Here is a 16,151-nt window from a genome sequence, read left to right on the forward strand (position 1 = left end):
GCCCGCTGAGCTCTGGGACCCTGGACGGATGGTCGATGAGTTCGAGGAACTGCGGCGGCGGATGTTCGGCCTGGCCTACCGGATGCTCGGTTCGGCCGCGGAGGCGGAGGACGTCGTCCAGGACGCCTACCTGCGCTGGCACACCGCCGACAGGCGGAACGTGGAGACGCCGGGGGCGTGGCTGGCCAAGGTGGTCACCAACCTCTGTCTCAACCGGCTGACCGCCGCCCGTGCCACCCGTGAGAGCTACGTCGGCCCCTGGCTTCCCGAGCCCGTCGAGTCGGCGGCACTCGGCCCGTTGGAGACCGCCGAGCGACGTGACGCGGTCTCCATGGCGTTCCTGACGCTGCTTGAGCGCCTCACCCCTCCGGAGCGCGCCGTCTTCGTGCTCCGCGAGGCCTTCTCGTACGGCTACCGCGAGATCGCCGAGGTGCTCGACCTCTCGGAGACCCACTGCCGCCAGCTCCTGATCAGGGCGAGGAAGCGGATGGGCGAGCCCCGGAGGTTCGACGTGCCCGGGGAGCAGCGGCGCAGGATCGTCGAGCGGTTCCTCGACGCCGCGCGGGGCGGCGACCTCGCCGAGCTTGAGCGGCTGCTCGCCGTCGACGTGGTCGTCTGGTCCGACGGCGGTGGCCGGGTCGGCGCCGCGCTGCGCCCCGTGGAGGGCCGGGACAAGGTCGTCCGCTTCCTGGCCGGGATCGCCGCCAAGTTCGGCCCCGGGGGCGGGTTCGCCCACACCGAGGTCAACGGCGAGGAGGGGATCGTGGTGTGGGCCGGGGACGTGGTCGTCGCGGTCTTCGCGATCGAGGTGACGGAGGGGCGGATCACGGCGGTGCGGGCCGTGCTGAATCCGGACAAGCTCTCGCGCTTCACCGCCCCGGGTTGCCAAGAATAAGCAGACCGGTCTATTTTTTGGGCCATGGGACGCAAGGGTGAGGAGACCAGGACGCGGCTGCTCGACGCGACGCGGGAGCTGATCGAGGGCGGCGGCTACTTCGGGGCCGGGCTGAACCAGGTGGTCGCGGCCAGCGGAGCGCCGCGCGGCTCGCTCTACTTCCACTTCCCCGGCGGCAAGGACCAGCTCGTCGGTGAGTCCGTACGGCGGGCGGGTCACGAGGTCGGCCGGATGGTGCGGGAGCTTGCCGAGTCCGCGCCCGACGCCGTGAGCCTGGTCACCGGGGTGCTCGCACTGCTGGGCGACCGGCTTGAGGCCTCCGGGTGGCGCAAGGGCTGCCCGGTGGCCACGGTGGCGCTGGAGATGGCGGCCGTCAGCGACCCCCTCCAGGAGATCTGCGCCGAGGTCTACGGCTCGTGGGAGGAGGCGCTGCGTCACCGGCTGGCCGTGGACGGGCACCCGGAGCCCGCCGACACGGCCGCCACGGTCCTGGCCCTGATCGAGGGCGCGCTGCTGCTGGCCAGGGCGCATCGCAGCCGGGAGCCGCTCGACCGGGTGGCGCGCGGGATCGCCACGCTGCTGAGGCCGTAACGCCAGGACCTCTCCCCGGCTCCCTTCGTATGTCCATGAAATATGTAGACCGATCTATTATGAGGTGATCGCGTGACCCCCGACTCCATCGTCTTCGGCGCGGCGGGATTCATCGGCCGCTCCCTGGTCGCCGAACTCCTGCGCAGGGAGCGCGTGGTGGCCGCCGCCCTGCGCGGACCGGCGGACCGGCTGACCTCCTGGCTCGCCGGGCAGGGCGTGGACACCGCGCGGCTGACCGTCGTGACCGCCGACATCGCCGTCCCCGGGCTCGGGCTCGGCGCCGCGCCGGACCTCGGGCGGGTGCGCGACGTCTACAACACCGCGGCACGCTTCGCCTTCGGACTGGGCATCGCCGAGGCGAGGGCGGCCAACGTGACCGGGGCGGTCAACGTGGCCGACTGGGCGGCCACCCGCCAGGGGCTGCGGCGCCTGGTGCACGTCAGCGGCTACCGTGTCAGCGGCGGTCCTCCCGACTACCGCCGTGACGGGGCCTACGAGGCCTCGAAACGGGAGGGCGACGCGGCGGTGCGCGCCCGCGCCGCGGAACTCGGCGTCCCGCTGACCGTCGTCAACCCCAGTTCGGTCACCGGTGAGGGGCAGTTCATCGGCCTCGCCTCGGTGGTGCGCGACCTGTGGCGTGGCCGGCTGCCCCTGCTGCCCGGGGACGGCAGGACCTTCCTGCCGGCCGTGGACATCGGCTACCTGGCCCGCTTCATGGCGGAGGTGCCCGGCCACGAGGAGACGGCGGGCGAGGCCTACTGGGTGCTCGACGACCGAACGCCGAACCTGCCGGAACTGGCCGGGCTCCTGGCCGCCCACCTGGGAGTCCGCCCTCCGCGCGCGACGATCCCGGTCCCTCTCGTACGGCGGCTGCCCCGCGCCCTGACCGGCGCCGACCCGGAGACGCTGTCGTTCATGTCCGGCGACCGCTACGACACGGCCCCCGCCCTGGCCTTCGCCGAGCGGGCCGGCCTGCGCATGCCCCCGGTGGAGGAGATGCTCAGGACCTGGGCGGACGGGCTGGTCGGGGCCGGGTTCGGGGAGGGGGAGGCGCCACGCGGGCCGTACGGGTTCCGGGACGTGGCGGGCAGCCGTACCTGGGTGGCGGGGGAGCGGGAGAGTCCCCGGTACGTGCTGCTGCACGGGCTGCCGCTCGACGCCCGCTCCTGGGCGGAGGTGAGCGAGTCGCTCGACGGTCCCGTCCTGGCCGCCGACCTGCCGGGACTCGGCCGCTCCTCGCCCGCCCGCTCACTGGGGGAGTGGACCGAGGCGTTGCTCGAACCGGCGGGGACGCGCCCGGTGCTGGTCGGGCACTCCTTCGCCTGCGGGCCCGTCCTGCGCTACGCGCTCGCACGTCCTGAGCGGATCTCCGCGGTCGTGCTCCTGGCCCCGGCCTTCCTGCAGGCTCCGGCGGGGTGGCCGGCCCGTTCGGCCTTCGGCGCCGCCGTACTGCGCGGGACGTCCCCGGCGCGGCTGGCGGGCAGACTCGGCGTGCCCGAGGGCGCGCTCGCCGACCTGCGTCGCCCCGGTGCCGCCCGGCGGGTGATCGGGGCGATGCGCGCGGGCTACGCGGCCAGGGAGGAACTGCGGCGGGCGCTCGGCCGGGTCGAGGTCCCGGTGACGATCGTCACGGGGGCGGCCGACCCGCTCGTGGTGGGCGAGGCCGACGTCGTGATCGAGGGAGCGGGGCACTACCCCCAGCTCACCCATCCCCGGCGGGTGGCGCGTGTCCTGCGAGAAGCCGCAGGGCGAGTTCTTCCAGCGCGGCTGTGATCCGCTCGGGTCCGAGCCCGCGACCCTCACGCTGGAAGGTGTAGACCTCGGGGGCGAGCGGGGCGAGCGCGATCTCGACGAGCGCGTCCGGGTCGGGCACGTCGGCGGCGACCAGCAGCGAGCGCACGTGCGCCCGCCAGAAACCGTAGGCGCCGGTGGCGAAGCGCGAGCGGCCCGTCTCCGCGCCGAGCACCAGGTGGGAGTGGGATTCGAGCAGGCCGACCATCGCGGCGTAGAAGGCGGCCAGCCGCCGCGCGGGCGTGGCACCGGGGCCGAGGGGCGGCCGGCCTCCGATCAGTTCGCGCTGCAGGGCCTTCTCGTGCTCGTCGAGCATCGCGGTCGCGATCGCGGCCCGGTCGGGATAGCGGCGGTACAGGGTGCCCCGGCCGACTCCCGCCGCCCTGGCGATGTCCTCCATGGTGACGTTGGGCGCCCCCTTGGCGGCGAACAGCCGCTCCGCGGCCTCCAGGATGCGCGCCCGGTTGCGCGCGGCGTCTGCTCTCTCCATGCCCTCAGGGTATAGGTGGACGCTGTGTCCGGATAATACGGGAGGACCCGCGGGTCGCGGGTCCTCCCGGCCGGCCGGGCGGGCGGTCAGGCCGCGGGAGTGGGGCCGCTCGTGGCCGGAAACCGCAGGATGTTGCGTCCTGTGTAGGCGCGCAGATCGACGACCTTGGTGTCGGACGCGCCGCCGCGGCGCCGTACCGACCGGATGTCTCTGATCTTGAGCCGCGCGACGGACGGCGGCACAAGCACAAGTCTCTTCATTGAGCCCCCCGCGTGACGCTTTCGTTACACGAAATGTCTACAGATCGTCCCGTAAAACCGTCGTAAAGAACTGATCGTCAGTAGGGAAGCCTGCGGCCTGACGGGGTGCGAAGGTCCAGGTCGAAGGCGCGGGTACGGCGACGCCGGTGCTGCGAACGGGCGACTTTCGCGTGACGCATGGCTCGTCCCTCCTCTTGCTCGGGCTCGCCGGCCGGGGGTCGGCGGGAGCCCGCCCACGCTTGCCAACCTAGTTCTCCCCGGTGAGCCCTATCAACCGGTTTGATCGCGGCCGGACGACGCCGCTGACCTGGGGAACGCCTGAGTGTGTGACATCGGCCGAACTATGGTGTCCAGCGGCGCGTCCAACAAGCCGGTGAACGGAGGCGGGAATGAGCACCGGACTGGTCGACGGAGATCCGCAACGGCTCGGCGGCTACTGGCTGGCGGGCCGGTTGGGCGCGGGCGGACAGGGAGTGGTCTACGAGGCCTACGACGCACGGGGCGAACGGGTCGCGGTCAAGGTGTTGCACGGCGACGCGGCGGCCGACCCCGAGTTGCGCGAGCGGTTCGGCCGCGAGGCGGCCTCCGCCAGGCGGATCGCCTCCTTCTGCACGGCCGCCGTGGTGGACGCCGACCTCGAAGGGCCCAGGCCGTACATCGTCTCCGAGTACGTCGAGGGACCGAGCCTGCGCAGGGCCGTCGTCGACGGGCGCCGCTTCACCGGCGGTGACCTGCACCGACTGGCCACCGCCGTCGCCACCGCGCTGACCGCGATCCACGAGGCCGGGGTCATCCACCGAGACCTCAAGCCCGACAACGTGCTGCTCGGCCCCGACGGCCCCCGGGTGATCGACTTCGGTGTCGCCCGGATGGCCGACATGTCGCTGACCGCGACCGGGATGGTCGCGGGGACCCCCACCTACATGGCCCCCGAGATCTTCATGGGGGAGCGCGCGACCGAGGCCGTCGACGTCTTCGCCTGGGGCGGGGTCATGGTCTTCGCCGCCACAGGACTCGACCCGTTCAGGGCGGAGAGCCTGGGCGGTGTCATGCACCGGGTGCTCTCCGTGCAGCCGCAGCTGGATGTACTGCCCGAGCAGCTCCGTCCGCTGGTGGCCGCCTCCCTGGCCAAGGACCCCACGGCCAGGCCCGCCGCCAGGGAACTGCTGCTCGCCCTGATCAGCGGGGGCGGCTCGCTCGACACCCGGCGGCTGCTCGCGGCGGGCAGCGAGACGGGCGGCCGGATGCACACCGGCTCGAACGACCCCGCGCTCGGCGACCTCGCCGAGGAGGCCTTCGGCGCGCTCGGGCAGGCCGAACGGGAAATCGCCCCCGAGGTGTTCCTCCGGCTCGTCACCGTGACCGACGACGGAGAGCTCACCGTACGGCGCGCCCAGCTGGCCGAACTCCTCCAGGGAAGGGGCGAGGAGGAGATCGCCGCCGTCCACCGGGTGCTCGCGGCCTTCACCTATCTGGTCGGCCGCGACGAGCAGGCGCTGTGGCTCTCGCGGCCCGCCCTGACCCAGGCCTGGCCCCGGCTGCGTCAGTGGGTCGGGGCCAACCGCGACGGCCTGGTCGTGCACCGGCACATCCTCACCGCGGCCTGGCGCTGGCAGAGCCAGGGCCGCAGGGACGGCGACCTGTTCCAGGGCAGCAACCTGGAGAACGCCATGAACTGGGCGGCGACGGGACGGCGCAACATCACACTGAGCCCGGTCGAACGCGACTTCCTGGAAGCGGGAGCCGCCCTGGCCAGGCGCCGCGCACGCAGGGGCAGGCTGCTGTCCGTGACGCTGGCCGGGCTGCTGGCGGTCGCGCTGGCCGCCGGGGTGCTGGCCGTACAGCAGGGCAGGGTCGCCGAGGCGCGCAGCGTCACCATCGCGCACCAGCGCGACCAGGCGCAGGCCCGCCAGCTCGCCGCGACCGCCGAATCGCTGCGCGTCTCCGAGCCGGTCAGGGCCATGCTGCTCAGCGTGGCCGCCTGGCGGCTGAACCCGGTGGTCGAGGCGAGAGCCGCCCTGACCGGCTCGCTGGCCCAGCGTGAGACGGCCGCCTTCCACGACCCGGCGGCCGGGGTGCACACGCTGCGGGCGCTGAGCCGTGACGGGCGCGTCCTCGTCAGCGCCGGCGACGGACAGGCGCGCGTCTGGGACGTGCGGACCGGCGGACGCGCCGGCGGGTTCGACGGGATAGGCGACGAGCTGACCGGGATCGCGCTGAGCCCGAGCGGCAGGCTGCTCGCCGTGGTCAGCGGGACGAAACTCACGATCTGGGACATGACGACCGGCAAGCCGACCGGTGCGACCCTCACCGTCCGGGGCCGGGGCGTCGACGGCATATCCCAGGTGACCTTCGGCCGCTCGGAGGACCTGGTCCTGGTCAGCAGGGGCGAGGGGCTGATGGTCTGGAACCGGCGGACGGGCGGTGAGGCGGCCCCGTTCACCGCGGGCATGGGCTTCGACACCTCGCCGGACGGCACCGGGCTCGCCGTCGCCGACCTCGGAGGGAACGCGACGGTCACGACCCTCGCGGACGGCCGCAAGGTGTCGCTCGGACAGCGGTGCACCTGCGTGCGGCGCGTCGCCTACAGCCCGGACGGCAAGGTCGTCGCGGTCCGCACCGGAGCGCTCATCCGGCTCCACGACGCCTCGACCGGCGCCGATCTGCAACGTTCCTTCACCGACGCCGACGTGCAGCGTTCGTTCGACGAGGGCGACGCGGACACGCTGGTCTTCAGCCCCGACGGGCGGTTCCTGGCGTCGGTGAGCGAGCGCAACATCAGGCTCTGGCGCGTCGCGGACGGTGCCCTGTTGTTCACCCACGCCGTCGCCGCGTTCAGGCCGGTCGCCGCCTTCGACCCCGACGGGCGCACCCTGCGCTACCTGTCGGAGGACTCGGTGACCAGCCTCGACATCGCCTTCGCGACCACCCCGGCGCCACTGGGGAAGGCGGGCTTCGCCAGGGCGGCGCTCAGCCCCGACGGCCGCCTGCTCGCCTCGAAGGGGGAGGGGTCGGGGAAGGTCATCCTGTGGGACGTCCAGGGCCGCAGGTCCCCGGCGGCCCTGGACGTCGGCTCACAGGACCCCGGTGGCTACTTCGAGATGGCCTTCAGCGGCGACGGGAGACGGCTGGCGGTCGTCACGGGCGACATGGCGGGCGAGGTGCAGATCTGGGACACCAGGACGTTCGAGAAGGTCATGACCGTCACCGCCCCGAAACAGGGCAACGTGACCGCCATCGCGGTGAACGCCGACGGCACCGCCTTCGCCGGATACGTCGCCTACCCCGACTCCCCGACCGGGGACGGCGGGGAGATCCACCTGTGGGACGTGCCGGGCGGCCGGCACCGCTGGGCGAGGAAGCAGGGCTACCCCGACGGCCTCCGCTTCGCCCCGGACGGCAGGGCCCTGGCGGTCGCGGGCGGTGAACAGCGCCTGCTCGACACCCGCACGGGCAAACCCTTCGGCCCCTCGTACGGCTCGCCGACCGTCGGCGTCCCCGTCCTCTCGCTCGCCTTCGGCGGGGACGGCTCCCGCTTCGCCATCGCCGACCAGGCGGGACGGCTGTCGGTCTGGGAGACCTCGTCGAGGAAGCAGGTCGGTGAGACGGTCAGGACGGGGGCGGGCGAGACCCCCCTGCTGACCTACTCGCCGCGCGGCGACGTGATCGCGGGCCGGGTGGACGGCGGCTCCGTGGCGCTGTGGGACGTCGAGACCGGGCGCCGCCTCGGCGCGCCGATCGCGACGGGGCCAGGAGAGCCGAAGGCGCTGGCCTTCACCGGAGACGGGACGCGCCTGGTCGTCGCCGACTCCTCGGGAGTCCTGGCCGAGCACCCGGTGGAGCCGGAGGCCGTGGCGAACGCGGTCTGCGCGAGGGCGGGCCGTACGCTCTCGGCGCAGGAGTGGCGGACCTACCTGGGGGAGACGCCGTACCGTGATGTATGCCCCCGATGACCCAGAACTTTCCGGTCTGAGATCGCATCCAACACCGTATGAGAGTCGCGGCGAGGCTGATCGAGGGGGACCCGCACCGTCTGGGGGACTACCGGCTGGCGGGCCGTCTTGGGGCGGGCCGCCGGGGCGTGGTCTACGAGGCCTACGACTCCGGAGGGCGGCGGGTGGCGGTGAAGGTGCCGCACGGAGACCCCGAACTGTGGCGGCCACTGGCCGGGGAGGTGGCCGCGGTCCGCGCCGCCGCGCCGTCCTGCACGGCCAAGGTGATCGACGCCGACTGCGTGGGGGCGCGGCCGTACGTCGTCAGTGAGTACGTGGCCGGGCCGAGCCTGCGTGGGGCGGGGCGGATCCTGGCCGGGCCCGACCTGCTCCACCTGGCCGCGGCCCTGGCCACCGCGCTGACCGCCCTCCACGAGGCCGGGGTCGTCCACCGTGACCTCACCCCGGACAACGTGCTGCTGGGCCCCGACGGTCCCAGGGTCGTCGGGTTCGGGCCGCTCTCCCCGACGGAGACGACGCTGACCTGGCCCAGGCTGGCCATGAACGCCCCGGCCTACACCGCGCCGGAGGCGTTCACCGGACGGGAGCCCGGCGCCGCCGCGGACGTGTTCGCCTGGGGTGCGGTCGTGTTCTACGCCGCGACGGGGAGGGACGCGTTCGAGGGCACCAGTCTGGGGACGGTCATGCACCGTGTGCTGTCGGTCGATCCCGACCTGGACCCGATCCCGCAGCCGTTGCGCGCCCTGGTCGCCGACTCCCTGGCCAAGGACCCCGAGCGCAGGCCCGGGGCCCGGGACCTGCTGCGGGCCCTGGTCTCCGCGGACGCGACCGTCCGGCTCAAGGCCCCCTGCCTCGCCCCCGACTGCCTCACACACGCCTCCCCCACCGCGGCCTGCCTGCCGGCGGCCTGTCTCGTGCCTTCGGGCGGCGACATCCCCGGATGGGCGGCGGAGACGTTCACCGCGGAGGCACCGCTCACCACGGAGACGGTCCTCGGAGGGAGGGTCTGTCTCGCCGACGCCCTGCTGGCCGCCCGCGTGCCGCTCACCCTGGACTTCCTGCTGGCGGCGGGCGACGCCATGGCGGCCAGGCTGCGGACCCCGTACGACGACCCGGGACTGGGCGCGGTCGCGGAGGACGCCTACGTCACGCTCGACCCGGCCGACCGGCCGTTCGCCTCGGCGATGTTCCTCAGGCTGGCGGACGGGCGCGGCGGGCCGCGTGGTGCGGGGGAGGCCGAGGAACGGATCGCCGAGGCGTTCGGGCCGCTGGTCGTCCGTGCGGGGGACCTGGCCCGCCTGGCCGATCCGGCGCTGCCGTACGCCTGGCCGAGGCTGGCCGGGTGGATCGAGGCGGACCGTGACGCGCGGGCCCGCACGGCCCGTGACCGCCTGTACTGGCTGGGGCTGACGGTACTGCTGACCCTCGCCCTGGTCGCGGCCCTGGTGGCCGCCCTCGGAACCGGCGGCTGACCTGTCTGAGCCCTCCACCGGCGGGTAGGCATAGCCGGGAGTACGCCGTGAGTTTTTCGGGGGGAAGACATGGCGCGATGTGAGGTCTGCGGCAACGACTACGACATGAGCTTCGAGGTGCACGCGCAGGGGGCCGTGCACGTCTTCGACAGCTTCGAGTGCGCAGTCCACCGGATGGCCCCGGTGTGCGAGCACTGCGGGGTGAAGGTCGTCGGCCACGGGGTCCAGGTGGGCAGGAGCTGGTTCTGCTGCGCGCACTGCGCCCGTCAGGAGGGGGAGGATGCGATCGTCGACCGGGTCGGCATCCCGATGCAGCAGGGAGCCTGAACCGTTCGGGCACCGCTAGGGTGCAGGGGTGTATGTGAAGATCTGCGGGCTGCGAGAGCCCGGCCACGTCACGGCCGCCGTCGAGGCGGGAGCCGACGCGATCGGCTTCGTCCTGACCCGTAGCCCCCGGCGGATCACCCAGGAGCTCGCCCGTGAGCTGGCCGCCGAGGTGCCCGCCCATGTGCTGACCGTCGCGGTCTTCGCCGGTGAGACCCCGCAGGAGGTACGGCGGGCCGCGACCGAGTCGGGGGTGCGGGCCGTGCAGCTGCACGGCGCCCATCCGCACGAGGACTTCACCGCGCTCAAGGACCTCGGCCTGACACTGGTCCGTGCCGGGGCGGCGGCGGGCGCCGACCTGCGCTGCGGAGCCCTCGACGAGGACATGCTCATCGTCGACGCCCCCCGCCCGGGCTCGGGGGAGCCGTGGGACTGGGCGGCGGTGCGCGGCCTCCCGCAGGGCCGCTGGATGCTGGCCGGAGGACTCGGCCCGGCGAACGTCGCCGAGGCCGTGGCCGCCGCCCAGCCGTGGGGGGTCGACGTCTCAAGCGGTGTCGAGACCGCTCCCGGGGTGAAGGACGCCGGGCTCATCAGGGAGTTCGTGGCCGCCGCGCGCGGCTGAAGTCCCCGGCTACCCGGTGCCCCCGGGCGTCCGGGACGGCCGTTCGGCCGGGATCGCGGGCGTTCCGCGTGGGGAGCGGGGAGCCGTTCGCAGGACGGGCAGCGCCGTCCCGGCTCCCGCGAGGGCGCCCAGGACGTTGAAGAGCACGTCCGCCGCGTCGCAGCTACGCCCCTCCGAGAACGCCTGGGCGATCTCCAGGGCGAGGGAGGCCGCCGCCAGCCCCGTCACGACCGCCAGCGGGCGGCGGGTCACGAGGACCCCCAGCAGGGCGGGCGCGGCGTAGAGCAGGAGGTTGAGGAGGTTCTGGGCCTCCGTGAGGGAGGCCGGGCCGCCGGTCGCGCAGAAGGCCAGGCCGTGCGTGGTCAGACGCGTCGGCATCGTGAGGGCCGGGATCACGGCCAGGGAGAACAGCCAGAGGAACGCCGTCGGCCGCCGCACGCGGAACACCGCCGAGGCTCTTCGGCTCAGCGGGACGCACAGTCCGGTGAGGACCGTCAGCAGGCAGACGACCGGCAGCCAGAGGTCACGGTTGGCGAGGAAGACCTCGACGGGCAGGGGGATCAGCAGTCGCCCCAGACCTTCGTGACGTACTGGAAACGGGTCGCGGTGTTCAGCATGATCCCGTGGTAACACCCGGAGGGAAGGGAGAGGGAGAAGCTCCTGAAGGTGGTGCCGCCCGCCCGCGCCGTCACGGCCGGGCCGTAGACGGGCCTCTTGATCCCGACGCCCGAGCTGTTCGTCTGCTGGTAGCCGAGCCGGACGTTCGTCGCCCCTCCCCGCGCCTTGTCGTAGGCGACGTTGATCCGGCGCAGGGACCTCCCCTTGACGCAGAACCCGGCGCTGAGCGTGCCGTTGTCGAGGTAGCCGAACGCGGAGCCGGAGAAGGTCAGGGAGGGACCGCAGTCGCCGACGGAACCCGTGTCCCCGGCCGCGGCGCTCCCCGCCCAGACGGCCGCGCAGGCGATCGCCGAGACGGTGAGAAATGCGGCCGGCGTGACGAGGGAGGGCAGGAGGCGATCCAGCAAGGCGAGTCCTTCCGCTGGTGGGTTCGCGGCGGCAGACGGCGCAAGAAAAAGGGCATAAATGACAAATTATGATTTGTGGGCAATGTTCTAATTGTCGGATATCTTTGTTTTTCTCTCGCGCTTCGCGGTCAGGGGGAACCTATCCGCAAACCGGCACGTGATCAACGAAGCTCGACCGGGGTCGCGCCGTGGTATCGGGTCCCGTGCAGGTCAGGGCTTGTGTGGGCTGCCTGTTATGTGGGATTTGTGAAATATATTCGCGCCGTCGGCGAGGAATCCTTCACGGTCCTACATAAACCTGTGTGCGTCCTACAGAAACCGAAACTCAATGTGCGAACAGATCGTCGCAATCATGTGGCTGCCGAAAGAGTCCTTCTCAGGCACCCTTGAGGAGAAACGACCGCGCACCCCTCCCGCGCCGAAAGGAGAAAACAGCAATGAATGCTTCCAATCCGACCACCCGACCGTCTGCCATACACATCGCTGGACGGCTCGGGAGCGCCGTCACATGGTCACATGGCCGCCCCGGGGGTGGGGGCGGCCCGCGCCACGAGACGCCCGTACGGCGCCGCGGCGGACGGAAACCGGCGGATCCCGCCGACAGAGCAGGGGTGATCTGGACGGTCAGGCCGTCACACGACACCCCGTATGCCGGGTGTGGCGGTGCGATCTGGAGGGTGAGCGCCGCCACACCTCGGACCGGATGTCGTAGCCGGACGCCGTAGCCGGCCCCGGGCCGCGCTGCCGCGGGTGACGGCCGAGACCGCGGGCCGTCAGGCCGGACTGTTCCCCTCCCGGAGGGGCCCGGCCGGAAGGGGGGCGGTCACCGGTCCGCCGGACGGACGGGTGATCACCGGCCCGCGGTCTTGGAACCCGTCAGTGGTGACCGTGCTCAGGGGGGACGGTGCCACGGGGGAGTAGCAGGGTGACGAGCGCCGCGGTCGCGCCCAGCAGCAGCGCGCTCACCACGATCGTGGAGTGCAGACCGCCGACGAACGCGACTCTGGCGGCGGTCAGCAGCGCGGCCCCGGTTTCGCCGCCGATCTCCTGCGCCGCGTGCGCGGCGGCGGCGAGCGACTGACGCGCGAGGGTCATCAGGCCGGAGGGAACCCCGGCGACCGGTGCCAGCGAGGGCGCGTAGACGGCCGTGGTGACCGTGCCGAGGACCGCGACCCCCAGGCCGGCCCCCAGCTCGTAGGCGGTCTCCTCGATCGCGGCGGCACCACCGGCCCGTGCCTCGGACGCCGAGGACATGATCGTGTCGGAGGCGGCGAGCAGGGTGACCTGGATGCCGAAACCGACGCCGACGAAACAGAGCGCGAGCGTCAGGGAGTGCGGCTCCGTACCCCAGGCCAGCGTGGGCAGCAGGCTGAGCGCGGTCAGCGCCAGGCCGCCGCCCATCGTCGCGCGCAGCCCGAAGCGGTGCAGCAGCCGCGCCCCGGCGAGGCCGCCGGCGACCGCGGCGGCCATCAGCGGCAGCAGGCGGACCGCCGCCTGGAAGGGGCTGTCGCCGAGCACGAGCTGGAGATACTGGGCGAGCATCAGTTCGAGCCCGACCAGGGCGAAGACCGTGAGCAACACTGCGGCGACCCCGATGGAGAACGCCCGCTGCCGGAACAGGCCGAGGTCGAGCATCGGGGAGGGCGAGCGCCGCTGCCTGCGCACGAACCAGGCCAGCAGTCCGATCCCGGCCAGGAAGACCACCGGTCCACCGGTGCCGCCGGTCCCCGTCTCCTTGAGGCCGAAGGCCAGGGCGAGGATGCCCACGACCGACAGCAGCGCGCTGAAGGCGTCCCACGGGTGCAGCGCCCGCGCGCAGGAGTCGGGCAGAAGCCTGACGGCCGCGGGCAACAGCACCAGCAGGATCGGGACGTTGATCAGGAAGACGGCGCCCCACCACAGGTGCTCCACGAGCAACCCGCCGATGAGCGGGCCGACCGCGGCCCCGGCGGCGGCGACCCCGCTCCACACCCCCAGGGCGACGGCGCGCTCACGCCGGTCGGTGAAGACCTGCCTGATGATGGAGAGCGTGGCGGGCATGATCATCGCGCCGCCGACGCCCAGCAGGGCCCGCGCGCCGATCAGCGCGGCGGCGCTCGGCGCGAACGCGGCGGCGGCCGAGGCGACGCCGAACACGACGTACCCCATCAGCACCAGGCGTTTCCTGCCGTAATGGTCGCCGAGCGTGCCGAAGGTCAGCAACAGCGGCGCGACCACCAGGGAGTAGACGTCGATGATCCACAGCAGTTGGACCGAGGTGGGTTCGAGGGCGGCGGTCAGCGCGGGGACGGCGATGTGCAGGACCGTCGCGTCCACCGCGATGAGCAGCAGGCTGAAGCACAGCAGGATCAGGACCGACCAACGGCCGGTCCCTCGCCTTCGCGGGTCGATCCCGGTGCGGACCGCACTGTCCACGACCCCCATGGCGATCATGAGCCGCTGGAGGGGCCGTTGAAGGGAACGTCGGCCTCGACGGACATGCCAGGCAGCTTAGGCGAAGCCGGGTAGTGGGAAAGCCAGGAATCGGAGATTGGCTTACCGCTAATTGTGGATATTGTCCCCATATATCCCGCCTCTCTAGAGAGATACAGGGATATAGCTCTTATCTAGGCAAACAGTGATCTCGCGCGCACGATGACGGTCGTGGGGAGCCAGCACGAGGTCCATGAACCGCCGGAACCGGACAGTGAACCGGACAGCGAACCGTACGGTGACACCGGTGACCCCCGCGAACGGTGCGCCACGGCCGCGGCCCTGCTGGAGCGCGACCGGCCACAGGAGGCGCTCGACGCCATGGGGCACGGTCAGGTCACCGGTGTCGCGGACTGGGCATACCGGCTGCTGAGCCTCTCCTTCGAACGCCTCGGCCGAGACGCCGAGGCCGTGGCCGCCGCCGAGGAGGCCGTACGGACCGCTCCAGGTTCGTGGACGGCACGGCTGCGACTGGGCGCCGCCCTGCGCCGGGTGCCGGGACGCCGGTGGGAGGCGGCCGTTCAGGCGGACAGGGCCGTCCGCTACGCCCCCGAGGAGCCGGACCCCCACGTCCTCGCCGGCGACCTCGCGCTGCTGCGCGGCGAACACCACCGGGCCGAGGCCGCCTACCGGGCCGCGCTGCGCCTGGCGGACGACCACCCGCGCGCACGGGTCAACCTCGGGCTCGCCCTGCTGCGCTGGCGGCCTCCGCACGGCCACCACGACCCCGCCTGGCCGGTCGACCCCCGGGAGACCGCCCGCACGAGGGACGCCGTGGAGGCCTGGTCCCGGCAGATCCGCGCACTGCTGGCCGTCGCGCTCGCCGTGGCCGCCCTGCTCGTCCTGCGGACCGGGCCCGCCGCGGCGGCCGTGGCCGGTGGCGTGACCGTGCTGGCGGGGGTGGCGATCACCCTCAGGCGGGGTCGTGAGATCAGGCTCTGGCGCTACGTGCCGCGTCTGCTCGCACGCGACCCCTGGCTCGGCGTCTCGGTCTCGGCCACCGTGCTCGCCGTCGTGGCCTACACGGTGGCGGTCGCCACCCTCCCGCCCGTCCCGCAGGGCGTGGTGTGGCCCCTGCTCGCGGGGTTCGTCCTGTTCAACGGCATCGCCCTGCCCGCCCTGCGGGTGCCCGCGCGGGCGTGGCGCGGGCGCCCGGTCAGGGCGCTGGCCGAGTTCGCCGCCATCCCGGGAGACCGTACGGCGCGGCGCAACGCCGAGACGACGCTGTGGATGCTCACGGCCCGCGCCTGGTCGGCGCTCATGGGGCTCCTGCTGGCCGCGGGGGCACTCGGCGAGATCCGGCCGGCCCTGGCCGCCCCCGCCGTCCCCGTCGCGCTCGCCCTGGCCCGCCCGAGGGGTACGGCGGGGCACCTCGTCGACCGGGTGCTCGCCGCCGACCGCCTGCTCACGGCCACCCGGTACCTGCTGACCCTGACCTCGGTCCTGCTCACGGGCGTCGCGGTCGTGACGTCGTCCGGCCTGCTGACCGGGGCAGGCCTGGAGCGGTGGACCTGGTGGGTCTGGTGGGCCTGCGGTGTGCCGCCGGCCGTACTCGCCGGGGCGCTGGCCCTCAGGGCGGCACGGGCGCGCGGGCACGACCTGCCGGGACCGTGGCGTTCGGGCCTGGCCATGCGGGAGGGGCATGACGTGCGCCCGCCGGCGGACGCGCGGGCGCCGATCCTCCTCGGTGGCGACGTGCGGCGGGCGCTGGCCCGGGTCAGGGGAGTCGTCCTGGCCTTCACGGACCGGGAGGGTCCCAGAACCCTGGCCGCCGAGGTCACCGGCCAGGCGGACGGCGAACTGCTCCTGACCGCCCCCGCCGACGCCTGGGAGGCGGCCGGACGGGACCCGAGGGTCACGGTGTTCGTCACCGACCCGGCGCAGAGCCGGTTCTGGGCCGAGGTGCGGGGCGTCGCGGTCGGCGACGTGGAGACGGGCGCGCTCAGGATCACCCCGAAGCGGGTCCTCGTCTCCGAAGTCCCAGGTCTCGGCGGTGCCCGCCACCGGGACCGCCACCGGCGCCGCCGTGCCCGGGAGCGACACGGGACCACACGGACACGCTGAGGGTTCACCGTGCCGGGGGCCGCCCGCAGGAAGGCCCGGGGAGGGCACGCGGGAAGGCGGCGGGAGGGATCGTTTCGGCATTCGAAGGCGGGGCAGAAACCCCGCACCCGGATCATGGGGTTCATCCGGTCTCGTCCGTTTATCTGATCGTGTCAGTGTGGCGGCGTGGCGTGGCGCTCACGCACGCGCAAA

General features: G+C 73.2%; 13 protein-coding genes. 8 read left to right on the plus strand and 5 right to left on the minus strand.

Features of this window, described 5'->3' with window-relative positions; all coding sequences use genetic code 11:
- Window positions 1-28: 28 nt before the first annotated feature.
- The 3 genes from ACIBVQ_RS32240 to ACIBVQ_RS32250 all read left to right on the plus strand — a co-directional run bounded on the left by ACIBVQ_RS32240 (window position 29) and on the right by ACIBVQ_RS32250 (window position 3,259).
- Window positions 29-895 carry an RNA polymerase sigma-70 factor gene (locus ACIBVQ_RS32240; RefSeq protein ID WP_386190293.1) on the plus strand — a complete coding sequence of 289 codons (867 nt, stop codon included), beginning with the start codon at window positions 29-31 and terminating at the stop codon, window positions 893-895.
- 24 nt (window positions 896-919) lie between these two features.
- Window positions 920-1,486 carry a TetR/AcrR family transcriptional regulator gene (locus ACIBVQ_RS32245; protein WP_399182117.1) on the plus strand — a complete coding sequence of 189 codons (567 nt, stop codon included), beginning with the start codon at window positions 920-922 and terminating at the stop codon, window positions 1,484-1,486.
- A gap of 72 nt (window positions 1,487-1,558) precedes the next feature.
- Window positions 1,559-3,259 (plus strand): alpha/beta fold hydrolase, encoded by a 1,701-nt coding sequence (locus ACIBVQ_RS32250; RefSeq protein ID WP_399182119.1) that lies wholly within the window; start codon window positions 1,559-1,561, stop codon window positions 3,257-3,259.
- Here the strand turns inward: ACIBVQ_RS32250 and ACIBVQ_RS32255 are convergent.
- Both ACIBVQ_RS32255 and ACIBVQ_RS32260 read right to left on the minus strand, forming a co-directional pair.
- Window positions 3,189-3,767, minus strand: coding sequence for a helix-turn-helix domain-containing protein (locus ACIBVQ_RS32255; RefSeq protein WP_352015900.1), 579 nt, complete (start codon window positions 3,765-3,767; stop codon window positions 3,189-3,191). The genes ACIBVQ_RS32250 and ACIBVQ_RS32255 overlap by 71 nt on opposite strands.
- An 86-nt stretch (window positions 3,768-3,853) precedes the next feature.
- A complete protein-coding gene (locus ACIBVQ_RS32260) occupies window positions 3,854-4,027 on the minus strand; it encodes a hypothetical protein (protein WP_399182121.1) in 174 nt (57 codons plus the stop codon).
- Between the two features lie 389 nt (window positions 4,028-4,416).
- Here ACIBVQ_RS32260 and ACIBVQ_RS32265 point away from each other — a divergent pair, with 389 nt between their 5' ends.
- The 4 genes from ACIBVQ_RS32265 (at window position 4,417) to ACIBVQ_RS32280 (ending at window position 10,398) form a co-directional block, all read left to right on the plus strand.
- Entirely contained in the window at window positions 4,417-7,980 is a 3,564-nt protein-coding gene (locus ACIBVQ_RS32265) for a WD40 repeat domain-containing serine/threonine protein kinase (RefSeq protein ID WP_399182123.1), read from the plus strand.
- A gap of 38 nt (window positions 7,981-8,018) precedes the next feature.
- Entirely contained in the window at window positions 8,019-9,452 is a 1,434-nt protein-coding gene (locus tag ACIBVQ_RS32270; protein WP_362917768.1) for a serine/threonine-protein kinase, read from the plus strand.
- Window positions 9,453-9,521: 69 nt separating this feature from the next.
- Window positions 9,522-9,779, plus strand: coding sequence for a hypothetical protein (locus ACIBVQ_RS32275; RefSeq protein ID WP_362781762.1), 258 nt, complete (start codon window positions 9,522-9,524; stop codon window positions 9,777-9,779).
- A 28-nt stretch (window positions 9,780-9,807) separates the two neighbouring features.
- Window positions 9,808-10,398 carry a phosphoribosylanthranilate isomerase gene (locus ACIBVQ_RS32280; protein WP_399182125.1) on the plus strand — a complete coding sequence of 197 codons (591 nt, stop codon included), beginning with the start codon at window positions 9,808-9,810 and terminating at the stop codon, window positions 10,396-10,398.
- Between the two features lie 9 nt (window positions 10,399-10,407).
- On the opposite strand, the gene ACIBVQ_RS32285 is transcribed toward ACIBVQ_RS32280, so the two are convergent.
- The 3 genes from ACIBVQ_RS32285 to ACIBVQ_RS32295 all read right to left on the minus strand — a co-directional run bounded on the left by ACIBVQ_RS32285 (window position 10,408) and on the right by ACIBVQ_RS32295 (window position 13,856).
- Window positions 10,408-11,031, minus strand: a complete 624-nt coding sequence (locus tag ACIBVQ_RS32285; RefSeq protein ID WP_352015894.1) for a VanZ family protein — start codon at window positions 11,029-11,031, stop codon at window positions 10,408-10,410.
- Window positions 10,959-11,423, minus strand: a complete 465-nt coding sequence (locus ACIBVQ_RS32290; protein WP_352015893.1) for a hypothetical protein — start codon at window positions 11,421-11,423, stop codon at window positions 10,959-10,961. Before ACIBVQ_RS32290 ends, ACIBVQ_RS32285 begins: the two co-directional genes overlap by 73 nt.
- Before the next feature lie 876 nt (window positions 11,424-12,299).
- Window positions 12,300-13,856 (minus strand): MFS transporter, encoded by a 1,557-nt coding sequence (locus ACIBVQ_RS32295; protein WP_352015892.1) that lies wholly within the window; start codon window positions 13,854-13,856, stop codon window positions 12,300-12,302.
- Window positions 13,857-14,066: 210 nt separating this feature from the next.
- On the opposite strand from ACIBVQ_RS32295, the gene ACIBVQ_RS32300 reads away from it, so the two are divergent.
- A complete protein-coding gene (locus ACIBVQ_RS32300) occupies window positions 14,067-15,959 on the plus strand; it encodes a tetratricopeptide repeat protein (protein WP_399182128.1) in 1,893 nt (630 codons plus the stop codon).
- The last annotated feature ends 192 nt before the right edge of the window (window positions 15,960-16,151 follow it).

The sequence above is a fragment of the Streptosporangium sp. NPDC049376 genome (genome assembly GCF_044466505.1).
Classification (GTDB): domain Bacteria; phylum Actinomycetota; class Actinomycetes; order Streptosporangiales; family Streptosporangiaceae; genus Streptosporangium.

What these genes read in the sequence shown, in the direction of transcription:
- ACIBVQ_RS32295 (WP_352015892.1), bottom strand. Translation starts at nt 13,856, where the DNA reads ATGATCGCCATGGGGGTCGTGGACAGTGCGGTCCGCACCGGGATCGAC.
- ACIBVQ_RS32265 (WP_399182123.1), top strand. Translation starts at nt 4,417, where the DNA reads ATGAGCACCGGACTGGTCGACGGAGATCCGCAACGGCTCGGCGGCTAC.
- ACIBVQ_RS32270 (WP_362917768.1), top strand. Translation starts at nt 8,019, where the DNA reads ATGAGAGTCGCGGCGAGGCTGATCGAGGGGGACCCGCACCGTCTGGGG.
- ACIBVQ_RS32245 (WP_399182117.1), top strand. Translation starts at nt 920, where the DNA reads ATGGGACGCAAGGGTGAGGAGACCAGGACGCGGCTGCTCGACGCGACG.
- ACIBVQ_RS32275 (WP_362781762.1), top strand. Translation starts at nt 9,522, where the DNA reads ATGGCGCGATGTGAGGTCTGCGGCAACGACTACGACATGAGCTTCGAG.
- ACIBVQ_RS32240 (WP_386190293.1), top strand. Translation starts at nt 29, where the DNA reads ATGGTCGATGAGTTCGAGGAACTGCGGCGGCGGATGTTCGGCCTGGCC.
- ACIBVQ_RS32260 (WP_399182121.1), bottom strand. Translation starts at nt 4,027, where the DNA reads ATGAAGAGACTTGTGCTTGTGCCGCCGTCCGTCGCGCGGCTCAAGATC.
- ACIBVQ_RS32255 (WP_352015900.1), bottom strand. Translation starts at nt 3,767, where the DNA reads ATGGAGAGAGCAGACGCCGCGCGCAACCGGGCGCGCATCCTGGAGGCC.